Source organism: Micromonospora sp. NPDC005194 (assembly GCF_040608335.1).
Classification (GTDB): Bacteria; Actinomycetota; Actinomycetes; order Mycobacteriales; family Micromonosporaceae; genus Micromonospora.
Genome location: NZ_JBEXIA010000008.1, coordinates 41733 through 55143 on the forward strand (window position 1 = coordinate 41733; position 13411 = coordinate 55143).

At 70.2% G+C, this 13411-nt stretch carries 12 protein-coding genes; 8 read left to right on the forward strand and 4 right to left on the reverse strand.

The genetic code is table 11. The features are described from left to right. The first annotated feature begins 4 nt into the window (after positions 1-4). The 7 genes from recR (at position 5) to ABZU53_RS09140 (ending at position 7331) form a co-directional block, all read left to right on the forward strand. Positions 5-598 (forward strand): recombination mediator RecR, encoded by a 594-nt coding sequence (gene recR, locus ABZU53_RS09110; protein WP_355064849.1) that lies wholly within the window; start codon positions 5-7, stop codon positions 596-598. Between the two features lie 103 nt (positions 599-701). Next, positions 702-1160, forward strand: coding sequence for a hypothetical protein (locus ABZU53_RS09115; protein ID WP_355064851.1), 459 nt, complete (start codon positions 702-704; stop codon positions 1158-1160). A gap of 227 nt (positions 1161-1387) precedes the next feature. Continuing rightward, positions 1388-3061: an ABC transporter substrate-binding protein gene (locus ABZU53_RS09120; protein ID WP_355064853.1), complete on the forward strand. Its 1674-nt coding sequence runs from the start codon at positions 1388-1390 to the stop codon at positions 3059-3061. Between the two features lie 98 nt (positions 3062-3159). Next, positions 3160-4167 carry an ABC transporter permease gene (locus tag ABZU53_RS09125; protein ID WP_354856450.1) on the forward strand — a complete coding sequence of 336 codons (1008 nt, stop codon included), beginning with the start codon at positions 3160-3162 and terminating at the stop codon, positions 4165-4167. A gap of 65 nt (positions 4168-4232) precedes the next feature. Beyond that, positions 4233-5192, forward strand: coding sequence for an ABC transporter permease (locus tag ABZU53_RS09130; RefSeq protein WP_354856549.1), 960 nt, complete (start codon positions 4233-4235; stop codon positions 5190-5192). A gap of 55 nt (positions 5193-5247) precedes the next feature. Beyond that, positions 5248-6234, forward strand: coding sequence for an ABC transporter ATP-binding protein (locus ABZU53_RS09135; RefSeq protein WP_355064855.1), 987 nt, complete (start codon positions 5248-5250; stop codon positions 6232-6234). Beyond that, positions 6231-7331 carry an oligopeptide/dipeptide ABC transporter ATP-binding protein gene (locus ABZU53_RS09140; protein WP_354856455.1) on the forward strand — a complete coding sequence of 367 codons (1101 nt, stop codon included), beginning with the start codon at positions 6231-6233 and terminating at the stop codon, positions 7329-7331. The genes ABZU53_RS09135 and ABZU53_RS09140 overlap by 4 nt, the downstream gene beginning before the upstream one ends. 128 nt (positions 7332-7459) lie before the next feature. Here the strand turns inward: ABZU53_RS09140 and ABZU53_RS09145 are convergent, their stop codons facing one another. Together ABZU53_RS09145 and ABZU53_RS09150 are read right to left on the reverse strand one after the other, a co-directional pair. Further along, positions 7460-7852, reverse strand: a complete 393-nt coding sequence (locus tag ABZU53_RS09145) for a hypothetical protein (RefSeq protein ID WP_355064857.1) — start codon at positions 7850-7852, stop codon at positions 7460-7462. Beyond that, positions 7852-8493: an HNH endonuclease family protein gene (locus tag ABZU53_RS09150; RefSeq protein WP_355064859.1), complete on the reverse strand. Its 642-nt coding sequence runs from the start codon at positions 8491-8493 to the stop codon at positions 7852-7854. Before ABZU53_RS09150 ends, ABZU53_RS09145 begins: the two co-directional genes overlap by 1 nt. Positions 8494-8600: 107 nt before the next feature. Between ABZU53_RS09150 and ABZU53_RS09155 the strand changes: the two genes are divergently transcribed. Further along, entirely contained in the window at positions 8601-10103 is a 1503-nt protein-coding gene (locus ABZU53_RS09155) for an MFS transporter (protein WP_355064861.1), read from the forward strand. A gap of 32 nt (positions 10104-10135) precedes the next feature. Here ABZU53_RS09155 and leuA read toward each other — a convergent pair whose 3' ends face one another. After that, positions 10136-11887 (reverse strand): 2-isopropylmalate synthase, encoded by a 1752-nt coding sequence (gene leuA, locus ABZU53_RS09160; RefSeq protein ID WP_355064863.1) that lies wholly within the window; start codon positions 11885-11887, stop codon positions 10136-10138. A gap of 237 nt (positions 11888-12124) precedes the next feature. Then, a complete protein-coding gene (locus ABZU53_RS09165) occupies positions 12125-13396 on the reverse strand; it encodes an MFS transporter (protein WP_355064865.1) in 1272 nt (423 codons plus the stop codon). Between the last annotated feature and the right edge of the window lie 15 nt (positions 13397-13411).

Genomic DNA, 13411 nt, shown 5'->3' on the forward strand with positions numbered 1-13411 from the left:
GCAGATGTACGAAGGCGCCATCCAGGATCTGATCGACGAGCTGGGACGACTGCCGGGCGTGGGCCCGAAGAGCGCCCAGCGGATCGCGTTCCACGTCCTGTCGGCCGACCCGGCCGACGTCAACCGGCTGGCCGGCGCGCTGCGCAAGGTCAAGGAGCTGGTGCGCTTCTGCACGACCTGTTACAACGTGGCCGAGTCCGAGCAGTGCCGGATCTGCCGCGATCAGCGCCGCACCGACGAGGTGCTGTGCGTGGTGGAGGAACCCAAGGACGTGGTGGCCATCGAGCGGACCGGTGAGTTCCGCGGTCGCTACCACGTGCTCGGCGGCGCGATCAATCCGCTGGAGGGGATCGGCCCGGACAATCTGCGCATCCGGGAGCTGCTGATCCGGCTCGGTGGTGGTGCGGTGCGGGAGTTGATCCTGGCCACCGATCCGAACACGGAGGGCGAGGCGACCGCCACCTATCTGGCGCTGATGGTGAAGCCGATGGGGATCGCGGTGACCCGGCTGGCCAGTGGGCTGCCCGTCGGCGGCGATCTGGAGTACGCCGACGAGATCACCCTGGGCCGGGCCTTCGAGGGCCGCCGAGCCGTCTGATCCCGTACGCCGTCAGGGCTGTCGGCGGCCGATACAACTGAGGTGATCCGGTGGGTCCGTGCGACGAGCGCGGGCCCACCGGCGTACCTCGGGGAGGTGGCGTGTGGCGACGCGGCGGCCGGCCCAGCGGTCCTGGGCTCCGGCGGTGCTGGTGGTCGTGCTGGCCCTGGTGATCGCGGGCGTCATCGTGGCGATCGAGGTGGGGAGCCGGCGACTGGCCGCGGACACCCGCGCGGAGGAGGCCGGGGCCGAAGCCGCCGTGACCCGTGACGCCCAGGCGTACGCCGCCGCGGTGGTCGCCACCGGCGACCCGGCGCCGACCGACGAACGGTTGGCGGTGGTCGCGGAGGGTGCCCGGGTCGAGGTTCGGGAGGTTCGCCGGACTTCCGGCCTGGTGGTGGCCGTGTACGGTTCCGCCCCTGTCGGCACGTTGTTCGGAGCGAGCAACGTGACCGCCTGCCACCGCGTGACCTTCCACGACCTGGGTACCGCTGCGGCGGGTTCGGCCGTCGAGCGGCTGGCCGACTGCCCACCACCCGTGGCCTGGCCGTCGCCCTCCTGACGCGCCCCGAGTCGTCGACACCCGGCGTCGACGGCCGGCTTCGTGGCGTCGGGTTATGTGTCGCTCTATGTATTCGCCGTGCCGTCGACTGTCAGACGTCCGCGCAAGGTGTCGGCTTGGTAGCGATTGCCTGACGGCCGTTCCGCTTCCGGTGTTACATGTCATAGCCTCCCGCACACGGACCGAGCCACAGCTCGGCGTGGTCATGCGCATGACAGAGGTGAGAGATGCAGGCGAGAAGGCTTAAAACGGCCATGGCCATCGCGGCCGTAGCCGCTCTGGCGGTCGGCGCGGCCGGCTGCGCGAAGAGCGAGCGCGACGGCGACAGTGGCGAGGCCAAGACTGGCGGCACCTTCATCTTCGCGGGTGCCGGTGACCCGAAGAACTTCGATCCGATCTTCAACGATGACGGTGAGTCGTTCCGGCCGGTCCGGCAGATGTTCGACACCCTGGTGAGCCACAAGCCGGGCACCGCGGAGCTGCAGGGCGGCCTGGCCGAGAGCTGGGAGCACGACCCCGACGGCAAGGTCTGGACGTTCAAGCTCCGCCAGGGTGTGAAGTTCCACGACGGCACCCCGTTCGACGCCGCGGCGGTCTGCTTCAACTTCGACCGTTGGTACAACATGAAGGGCGCTGCCGCCCAGTCCCAGATGATCTACTACATGGACGTCTTCGGGGGCTTCGCCAACAACGAGAGCCCGGACGCCGGCAAGCCGATCTACAACAAGTGCGAGGCGAAGGACGGCGGCACCGCAGTCGTCACCCTCAACCAGTACAAGGGCGCCTTCCCGGGTGCGTTCGCGCTGACCTCGCTCTCGATCGCCAGCCCCGAGGCGCTGAAGAAGTACGACGCCAACACGGTGAAGCAGAACGGCGACTCGTTCGAGTACAGCGCGTTCGCCACCACCAACCCGGTCGGCACCGGCCCGTTCACCTTCGGTGGCTGGGACAAGGCCAAGAACGAGATCACCCTGAACCGCAACGCGGACTACTGGGGTGACAAGGCCAAGGTCGACAAGGTGATCATCAAGGTCATCAAGGACGAGAGCACCCGCAAGCAGGAGCTCCGCGCCGGCACCGTCCAGGGCATCGACTTCCCGGCCCCGGCCGACCGCAAGGCGCTGGAGGGCGAGGGCTTCCAGGTCATCAACCGCCCGGCGTTCAACGTCCTCTACCTGGGCCTCAACCAGAAGAACCCGAAGCTCAAGGACCTGCGGGTGCGCCAGGCGATCGCCTACGCGCTCAACCGCCAGCAGCTGGTGCAGACCAAGGGCCCGGGTGGCGCCAAGGTCGCCGACGAGTTCATGCCGGACACCGTGCTCGGCTACGCCCCGGACGTGCAGAAGTACGAGTACAACCCGGACAAGGCCAAGCAGCTCCTCAAGGAGGCCGGCGCCGAGGGTCTGACGCTGAACTTCTACTACCCGCCGGACGTCTCCCGGCCGTACATGCCGAACCCGCAGGAGATCTTCACCGTCCTCGCCAACGACCTCCAGGCCGTGGGCATCAAGGTCAACGGTGTGCCTCGCCCGTGGAACGGTGGCTTCAAGGACGACGTGCAGCAGTTCGGCAAGCAGGACCTGCACATCCTCGGCTGGACCGGTGACTACAACGACCCGGGCAACTTCGTCGGCACGTTCTTCGGCCGGGCCAAGGTCGAGTTCGGCGACCAGTCGATGACCGAGATGTTCGACGCGATCACCAAGGCCGACGGCACTGTCGACGACGCCGGCAAGAAGGCGGCCTGGGAGCAGGTCAACCGGGACATCGCCGCCAAGTGGCTGCCGGCCGTGCCGCTCTGGCACGCCCCGCCGGCCATCGTCGTCACCAAGGACGTCAAGGGCATGGTGGCCAGCCCGTTGACCGACGAGCGATTCAACACGGTCAGCGTCAGCAAGTGACGTCCCTCGGCTGAGGCCGTAGGCGTGATCGGCCCGGGTCCGGGGTTCCTCCCGGCCCGGGCCGATCCGCGATTCATCGAGAGTCTGGTGTGTGAGAGATGTTGCGAGTCATAGTCCGCCGCCTGTTGCAGCTGGTGGTGACCCTCATAGCGCTGTCGGCGCTGATCTTCATCTGGCTGCGGAACCTGCCCGGTGGCCCGGTCGAGGCGCTGCTCGGCGAGCGGGCCACGCCCGAGCGCCGCGTGCTGCTGACCAAGGCGCTCGGCTACGACCAGCCGATCCTGGTGCAGTACGGCAAGTTTATGCAGCGAGTCGTCACCGGCGACTTCGGCAACTCGATCCGGACCGGTGACCCGGTCACCGAGGTCATCAGCCGCGCCTTCCCGGCCACCATCGAACTGGCCCTCGCCGCGATGATCATCGCGGTCGGACTCGGGGTGCCGCTCGGCTACCTCGCCGCTCGCTGGCGCGGACGATCGCTGGACAACCTCACCATCGCCGGCACCCTGCTCGGCATCTCCATCCCGATCTTCTTCCTGGGCTATCTGCTCAAGGACGTCTTCACCCAGAACATCCACTGGTTCCCGCCGTCCGGACGGCTCACCACGGGTCTGGACAACACCCACGTCACCGGCTTCTTCGTGCTCGACGGCCTGCTCACCCGGGAGTTCGACGCCAGCGCGGACGCGCTGTGGCACCTGATCCTGCCGGCGATCACGCTCGCCACCATCCCGCTGGCGGTGATCGTGCGGATCACCCGGGCCAGCGTGCTCGACGTCCTCAACGAGGACTACGTGCGGACCGCCGAGGCCAAGGGCCTGCGGCACCGCACCATCCGCGGCCGGCACATCCTGCGCAACGCGCTGCTCCCGGTGGTCACCACCATCGGCCTGCAGACCGGCGCGCTCCTCTCCGGCGCGGTGCTCACCGAGAAGGTCTACAACTGGGGTGGCATCGGCACGCTGATCACTGACTCGATCAGCGGCGGCCGGGACTACCCGGTGCTCCAGGCGATCATCCTGCTCGCGGCGCTGGTCTTCGTGGTGGTCAACCTGCTGGTCGACCTCTCCTACGCCTTCATCGACCCCAGGGTGCGTGTGCGATGAGTGACCCCATCACCCAGGCCGGAGCGCCGACGCCCCGCAGCGGGGACGACAAGCCCCGCCCCGGCATGAGCGAACGCAGCATCGGCGTGCTCGGCGACCGCAAGAAGGCACGACTGGACGAGTTGGCCCGCGCCAGCGCGTCCGACCGGGGCGGCATCAGCCTCGTCCGCGACGCCGTGCGCCGGCTGCGGCGCAACCCGGTCGCCATCGTCGGCGCCAGCATCGTCGGACTGTTCGTCCTGGTGGCGATCTTCGCCCCGCTCATCGCGCCGCACGACCCGGTGCAGCGCTTCGAGGAGCTCACGAAGAACCTCACCGTGGACAGCATCCCGGGCGCCAGCGGTGACTTCCCGCTCGGCTCCGACCCGCTCGGCCGGGACTTCCTGACCCGGATGATCTACGGGGCGCGGCAGACGCTGTTCGTGGGCGTGCTCGCCACCCTCATCGGTCTGGCTCTCGGTGTGCTGATCGGCGCGGTCGCCGGCGCCTTCGGCGGTTGGGTCGACGTCGTCCTGATGCGACTCACCGACGTGATGCTGGCCCTGCCGAGCCTGCTGCTCGCGATCACCCTGGTCGCGATGGCCAGCCGATCGAGCCAGTGGACGGTCATCTTCGCGGTGGCCATCGTCAACGTGCCGATCTTCGCCCGACTGCTGCGCGGCTCGATGCTTGCCCAGCGGGAGAGCGACCACGTGCTCGCCGCCCGCGCGCTCGGCGTCAAGGAGCGCAACATCGTGCTGCGGCACATGCTGCCCAACTCACTGACCGCCGTGATCGTGCAGGCCACCCTGACCTTCGCGGTGGCCATCCTGGACGCCGCGGCGCTCTCGTTCCTGGGCCTCGGCGACCCGGACATCAACCGGGCCGAGTGGGGCCTGATGCTCGGCGTGGACGGTCAGCGCTACTTCGAGGTCCGTCCGGAGCTGGCGTACTACCCGGCGCTCGCGATCATCGTGGTCGCGCTCGGCTTCACCCTGCTGGGTGAGGCGATGCGCGAGGCGATCGACCCGAAGAACCGGCGGTGACCGCGGTGCGCGCAATCAGCACGGCCGGCGTGAGCCGGCGAGAGGAAGTGACCCGATGAGCCTGCTCGACGTCCGTGACCTGAGCGTCGTGTTCCAGCGGCGGGGCGAGCGGCCCTTCACCGCCGTCGACAAGGTCAGCTTCACCGTGGAGCCGGGGCAGACCGTCGGCCTGGTCGGTGAGTCCGGCTGCGGCAAGAGCGTGACCAGCCTGGCCATCATGGGCCTGCTGCCCAAGCGGGGCAACAAGGTCACCGGGGAGGTGCTCTTCGAGGGCACCGACCTGCTGAAGCTGCGACCGGACGACATGCGGGACCGGCGCGGCCGGGAGATCAGCATGATCTTCCAGGACCCGTTGTCGTCGCTGAACCCGGTCATCCCGATCGGCGTCCAGGTGGCCGAGGTGCTGGAACGCCACCAGGGCCGGGACCGCAAGCAGGCGCTGCGGGAAGCACGCGACCTGCTCGACGCCGTCGGGATTCCCGACCCGCAACGGCGACTCAGCGAGTACCCGCACCAGATCTCCGGCGGCATGCGCCAGCGCGCGCTGATCGCCATCGCACTGGCCTGCAAGCCTCGGCTGCTGATCGCCGACGAGCCGACCACCGCGCTCGACGTGACCATCCAGGCGCAGATCCTCACCCTGCTCAAGCAGTTGGTCGACGAGACCGGCACCGCGCTCGTGATGATCACGCACGACCTGGGCGTGGTGGCCGGGCTCTGTGACACAGTCAACGTGCTCTACGGCGGCAAGGTCGTGGAGCGGGCCCGACGGCACGAGCTGTTCGCGCACGCCCGGCACCCGTACACCCACGGGTTGCTCAACTCGGTGCCGCGGCTGGACTCACCGCGCGGTGAGCGGCTGCACGCCATCCGCGGGTCGGTCTCCGACAACATCCCGTGGACCGAGGGGTGCGCGTTCGCCCCCCGGTGCGACAACGTCGTGGACGCCTGCCTGGAGGGGCCTCCGCCGCTCGAACCCACCGCCACCGGCGGCGACCTGCGCTGCAACAACCCCGTCTCCGAGGAGGTGGCGGCCCGATGACCGAAGAGACCACCCCGCTGATCGAGCTGCGCGACGTCAAGGTCCACTTTCCGATCAAGAGCGGCCTGCTCTTCGACCGGACCATCGGCTACGTCTACGCCGTCGACGGCGTGTCGCTGAGCATCCGCAAGGGCGAGACGTACGGCCTGGTCGGCGAGTCGGGCTGCGGCAAGTCGACGCTGGGCCGTGGCCTGCTCCGGCTCGTCGAGCCCACCGACGGCGAGATCGTCTTCGACGGCACCGACGTCCGCTCCCTCAAGGGCGAGGCGATGCGGCACGCCCGCCGCCGCATGCAGATGATCTTCCAGGATCCGCTCTCCAGCCTCGACCCTCGACAGTCGGTGGAGTCGCTGCTCGTGGAGGGCCTGAAGGCGCACGGGCTGGCCGGCGACAAGGCCGAGACGAACCGGCGGTTGCGCGAGACGCTGGAGGCGGTGGGCCTGCCCGCGTCGGCTCTCAGCAAGTACCCGCACGAGTTCTCCGGTGGCCAGCGCCAGCGAATCGGCATCGCCCGGGCCCTGGTGCTCAACCCGGACCTGATCGTCGCCGACGAGCCGGTCTCCGCACTGGACGTGTCGATCCAGGCGCAGGTGCTCAACCTGCTCGAGGACCTGCAGAACGAGCGCGGCCTGACGTACCTGATCATCGCGCACGACCTGGCGGTGGTCCGGCACATCGCCGACACGGTGGGCGTCATGTACCTGGGTGGTCTGGTGGAGGAGGCGTCCAGCGACGACCTCTACCGCGAGCCGATGCACCCGTACACCCGGGCGCTGATGTCCGCGGTGCCGGTGCCCGACCCGGTCGTCGAGGACCGTCGGGAGCGCATCCTGCTCGCCGGCGACCTACCCTCGCCCACCAACCCGCCGTCGGGCTGCCGGTTCCACACCCGGTGCCCGTGGGCGCAGCCGACCCGCTGCGCCAGCGAGCGGCCGGCGCTGCGCGACGTGGTCGGCGGGCACCGGGTGGCCTGCCACTTCGCCGAGGACATCGCCGCCGGCCGGATCCGGCCACACGAGGTCGAGGTGGAGCTGGTGCGCCCGGCCGAGGGCACCGGCCCGCTCGACCCGCCGGGTGAGTTGATCCCGACGCCGTGACGACACAGTGCGGTGATCCGGCGCCGTGATGCCGCAGTGAGGTGATCCCGACGCCGTGACGAGACCGGGGGCCGTCCTGCCACAGGACGGCCCCCGGTCTCACGGGTCGACGGTGCCCGGGTGTGGCGTCAGCCCTCCGGGCGGTGCAGCAGGGCCACCGCCACGGCGTGCACCGCGTCCAGCCCCGCCGGGTCGGCGAGCGGCACCGAGCCGCCGGTCACCGCGTACCACTCGTCCGCGTCCTTGTACTGCACCCGCAGCGTGACCTTGCCGTCGGCGTACTCGGTGCGCAGGGTCAGCTCGCCGGTGACCACCCCGACCTCGTCGGTCATCACCCCGCCCGGACCGGGCACGATGTCGGCCGTGCGGCTCTGCGGGCCACCGGCGCCGTCGGAATCGGCGACCATGCCGGCCCCCGGCACGGCGGCCGAGGGTTCGGCGCTGCCATCCGCCGTCATGCCCGCCGCGGCCGGGCCTGTGTCACCCTTCGCCTCGCCGCCTGTCACGGCTCCCTCGCTCATCAGCAGCCCTCCAGCATGTCGGTCAGGGCGGCCTTCTCGGCACTGGTCACCGTCAGCCGCCAGTGGTGCTTGACCGCCACCCAGTCTTTGGCGTATTGGCACCAGTACGACCGGTTCGCCGGTTTCCACTGGGACGGGTCCTGGTCACCCTTTGCCCGATTGGAGGACGCGGAAACCGCGAGGAGCTGCGGTCGGGTCGTGTCGTTGGCGAAGTCGCCGCGCTTCGCGTCGTCCCACTCGTCGGCGCCCGAGCGCCACGCGTTGGCCAACGGCACCATGTGGTCGATGTCCACGTCGGAGGGATCGGTGGCGCTGCGACCGTCGTACGCGCTCTCCCAGCGACCGCCGACGACGTTGCAGCCGGACAGCTTCACGTCCTTGCCGTCGCGTTGCAGGATGCTGTCCCGCACGTCGCAGTTCTTACCCGTGTTCCGCCAGTGCGGAAAGCGGTCGCGGCTGTAGCCCTTCATCGAGCCGGCGTTGGCGACGGTCAGCTGGCCCAGCTGCTGCGCCGCGTTGCCGCCGTCCGTCGGTGGTGGCGGCGTTCCGGTCTCGTCCGGAGGGACGCAACCGGCTACGCCGAGCGCCAGCGCCGCGACGAGCGCGGTCACCGCCGCGCGCGGTCCTGATCTGGTACGCACAGACGACACCTCTCCAGCTTGCGGGCTCCCGGCGATTGCGCACAGTACCCGGGCATGGTTTCGGCGTTTCGTGGCGTCTCCCACATCGTGCAAGGCAGATTGGTGAGATGACCACAGCCGTACCGTCGCCCGCTCTGCGGATGGGCACCGCCGCCGGCCGGGGGACGCTGCTCGCCGCGGTGCTCGCCTCCGGCATGGTCTTCCTCGACAGCACCGTCGTCAACGTGGCGCTGCCGAAACTCGGCCAGGATCTCGGGGCCAACGTGGCCGATCTCCAGTGGACCGTGAACGGGTACCTGCTGATGCTGGCGGCGTTCGTGCTGCTCGGTGGGGCGCTCGGGGACCGCTTCGGCCGACGACGGGTCTTCCTGATCGGCGTGGCGTGGTTCACCCTGGCCTCGGTGCTGTGCGGGCTGTCCCAGGGCACCGGTTGGCTGATCGGGGCCCGGTTCCTCCAGGGCGCTGGCGGGGCGCTGCTCACCCCCGGCTCCCTGTCGGTGCTCCAGGCCAGCTTCCACCCGGACGACCGGGGGAAGGCGATCGGCGCCTGGGCCGGGTTGTCCGGTGTGTCCACCGCGCTGGGCCCGTTCCTCGGTGGCTGGCTGATCGACGCGCTGTCGTGGCGGTGGATCTTCTTCCTGAACCTGCCGATCGCCGTGCTGGTGGTGCTGGCCACCGCCCGCTGGGTGCCGGAGAGTCGCGACGAGAACGCCTCCCGGACGCAGGGGCCGGGCCGGACCCGACGCCGGTTCGACGTGGCCGGGGCGCTGCTCGGCGCGCTGGCGCTCGCCGGCGTCACGTACGCCCTGATCGACGCGCCCGCCCGGGGCTTCACCTCGGCGTCGGTGCTGATCTCCGCGCTGGTCGGGGTGGTGGCCGCGGTGGCCTTCGTCCTGCTGGAACGGCGGCGCGGCGACACGGCGATGCTGCCCACCGGGCTGTTCGGCAGCCGGCTCTTCTCCGTCCTGAACATCTTCACCGTGGTGGTCTACGCGGCGCTCAACGGCTTCACCTTCTTCTTCGCCGTCTACCTGCAGAACGTGGTCGAGTGGTCGGCCTTCCGCACCGGGATCTCGCTGCTGCCGATGACGGTGCTGCTGCTCATCGGGTCGGCCCGGGCGGGCGCGCTGTCGGCGCGGATCGGCCCCCGGCTGCCGCTGACCGTCGGGCCGGTGGTGGCCGCCGCCGGTCTGCTGCTGCTGCGCGGCGTCGGCCCGGGCGCGTCGTACTGGACCGACGTGCTGCCCGGGGTGCTGCTCTTCGGCCTCGGGCTGACCCTGGTGGTGGCGCCGCTGACCGCGTCGGTGCTCGCGGCGGTGCAGGACCGGTTCTCCGGGGTGGCCAGCGGCTTCAACAACGCCGCGTCCCGAGCGGGCGGTCTGCTCGCGGTGGCCGCGCTGCCGCTGCTGGTCGGCCTCTCCGGCGGCGGGTACGAGCAGAAGACCGAGCTGACCGACGCGTTCCGGGGAGCGCTGGCCTGGTGTGCGGGGCTGCTGCTGGCCGGAGCGGTGCTGGCCCTTGTGCTGGTGCACCGACCGCCCCGGGCGGCCCCGCCGTCGCAGCCCTGCCACTCGATGCCCGCCGCCACGCCACCGGCCCGCCGGGGCTGAGGGAGGGCACCGGATGCCCTCCCTCAGCCAGGTCAGCCGCGCGCGCGGTTGACGGCGCTGGTGACCGCCTTGATCGACGCGGTGACGATGTTCGCGTCGGTGCCGACACCCCAGACCGTCCGACCGTCCACCTCGCACTCCACATAGGCGGCGGCCTGCGCGTCCCCACCGGAGGACAGCGCGTGCTCGTGGTAGTCGAGCACCCGGACGCCCACCCCGACCGAACCGAGCGCGTTGACGTACGCGTCGATCGGGCCGTTGCCGACCGCGGTGAGCGACCGTTGCTCGCCGCCCACGCCGACCTGTGCCTCGATCTCGACCTTGCCGTCGGTGGTGCCGATCGTGTAGCCGCCGAACCGGATCGCCGGGTCGGGCTGGTGGTCGAGCAGGTAGTGCGTCGCGAAGATCTCCCACATGGCGCGCGGGTCGACCTCGCCGCCGTCGTGGTCGGTGACCTGCTGCACGACCCCGGAGAACTCGATCTGGAGTCGGCGGGGCAGGTCCAGTTGGTGCTCGCTCTTCATGATGTACGCGACGCCGCCCTTGCCGGACTGCGAGTTGACCCGGATGACTGCCTCGTAGGTGCGGCCCAGGTCCTTCGGGTCGATCGGCAGGTACGGGACCGCCCAGGTGTGCTCGTCCATCGGCACGCCGGCCGCCTTCGCGTCGGCGGCGAGGGCGTCGAAGCCCTTCTTGATGGCGTCCTGGTGGGAGCCGGAGAAGGCGGTGTAGACCAGGTCGCCCGCGTACGGGTGGCGCTCGTGCACCGGGAGTTGGTTGCAGTACTCGACGGCGCGGCGGATCTCGTCGATGTTCGAGAAGTCGATCATCGGGTCGATGCCCTGGGAGAAGAGGTTGAGCCCCAGCGTCACCAGGTCGACGTTGCCGGTGCGCTCGCCGTTGCCGAACAGGCAGCCCTCGATCCGGTCCGCGCCGGCCAGCAGGCCCAGCTCGGCGGCGGCCACCCCGGTGCCCCGGTCGTTGTGCGGGTGCAGGCTCAGCACCACGCTGTCCCGGCGCGGCAGGTGCCGGTGCATCCACTCGATCGAGTCGGCGTACACGTTCGGGGTGGCCATCTCGACGGTGGCCGGCAGGTTGATGATCAGCGGCCGGTCCGGCGTCGGGTCGATCACGTCGATCACCCGGGAGCAGACCTCCAGCGCGTACTCCAGCTCGGTGCCCGTGTACGACTCCGGCGAGTACTCGTAGAAGATCTCGGTGTCCGGGGTGTGGATCTCCGCGTACTTCTGGCAGAGCCGCGCACCGGTGGTGGCGATGTCGGCGATGCCGTCCTTGTCCAGACCGAAGACCACCCGCCGCTGCAGGGTGGAGGTCGAGTTGTAGAAGTGCACGATGGCCCGCTTCGCGCCGCGCAGCGACTCGAACGTCCGGTCGATCAGGTGCTCCCGGCACTGGGTGAGCACCTGGATGGTGACGTCGTCCGGGATCATGTCCTGCTCGATGAGCTGCCGGACGAAGTCGAAGTCGGTCTGGCTGGCCGACGGGAAGCCGACCTCGATCTCCTTGTAGCCCATCTGGACCAGCAGCTGGAACATCCGCCGCTTGCGCTCGGGCGACATCGGGTCGATCAGCGCCTGGTTGCCGTCCCGGAGATCCACCGCGCACCAGCGCGGGGCGGCCTCGACGGTGCGGGTGGGCCAGGTGCGATCCGGCAGGTCGATCCGGAACTGCTCCCGGTAGGGCTGGTAGCGGTGGTACGGCATCCGGCTGGGGCGCTGCCGGGCGATCGGATCGGTCTCGGCGTCGGTGACAGGTTGAGCCATCTCAGAGTGCTCCCTGGAACATGTGGCGTCAGCAGATCGGAAGGTGTCGGCGAGGTGCCGGGCGACGGTGCGCGGCGGTGCCGAGAGGAAACTCAGATGTGCTGGACGGCGCGATGCGACTCCGCGACGAGGTGCCGGCCGGTCAGGCCCCGTCGCGGCGGCTAAGGAGGAGAAGCGCCCGCCACATGACCAGGTCACCCTACGTGATGGAACGGGGGGTGCAAAGGCTGGTCCGGACTATGGGACCGGGGTCATGCTCGGCTCCGGGGCCTGGGAACCCAGCCGCGGCGTCCGTTCGGCCCAGGCCACGGCGGGCACGATCGCCACTCCGACCAGCACGAAGATTGCTGCCGTCGGTAACCAACCCCAGCCGCCGGTGCTGACGGCAAGCGCGGTCAACCCGGCCGGGGCGATCAGGTACTGCACCTGTCTGCCGAGCTCGAACGCCCCTACGTACGCGCCGCGCTGGGCGGCCGGCGGCAGGGCGGCGATGAGCCCCCAGGCGCCCGCCGAGTCGATCAGCTCGGCGAGGATCAGCAGGATCGCGCCGGCCACCAGCACCACCACGGTGAGCGCGCCACGGGTGACCCCGGAGATCGGCAGGACCAGGCAGGACAGGGCGATCAGCAGGCCACCGCGGCGGGAGGCCCGCGCCGCGCCCGCAGCGGTGTCGGCGCCCCGGCTGACGCGTACCTGGAGCAGCACGATCAGGACCGTGTTGAGCAGCACCAAGGCGGCGATCAGCGTCTTCGGGGCGTCGGTGTGGGTGAGGATCCAGAGCGGCAGCACCGTCAGGTAGAGCGTCTGGTGCGCGGTGAGCAACCCGGAGAGCAGGGACACCGTCATGAACGGGCGGTCCCGCAGCACGGCGAGCCGGCTCATCGGCTCCTCCGGCCGGGCGACCTGCGGCAGGCGGGGCAGTCGCCGGACGAACAGGGCCGTCACCAGGAAGACCGTCGCGATGAACCAGACCATCGCCCGGTACGCCTCGATCGTGTCCACGGCCAGCACCAGACCGCTGATCACCGCGCCCAGCCCGAAGCCGACGTTCAACGACGAGCGCTGGTACGCCATCGCGGTGACCCGTTCGGCCGGCGGGAGCGCGTTGATCGAGTAGACCTGCCGGGCCACGCCTGTCGACGCATCCACCGCCGCCAGCGCCACCACCACGGCGAGGAAACCGGCGAAGCCGCCCACGAACGGGTACGACGCGAAGAGCGCCGCGTCCAGCACCAGCCCGACCACCCAGACCCGCTGCGGTCCGTACCGGTCGGTGAGCCCGCCCAGCGGCACCGTGCCCAGCAGTGACACCCCCGCCGAGATGGACAGGCCCAGCCCGACCTGGGCGGCGCTGAGCCCCAGCGCCCGGGTGAAGAAGACGGCGCTGCCAGCGTGGAACAGGCCGCTGCCGACGGCGTAGACCATGGCCTGCACGGCCAGCGCGCGGGTCAGCCCGGCCGGCGGTACGACGTTCTGGACAGCGGTGCGGATGGTTTCTCTGGCCCCCATGGCCGAGAAGTGAAC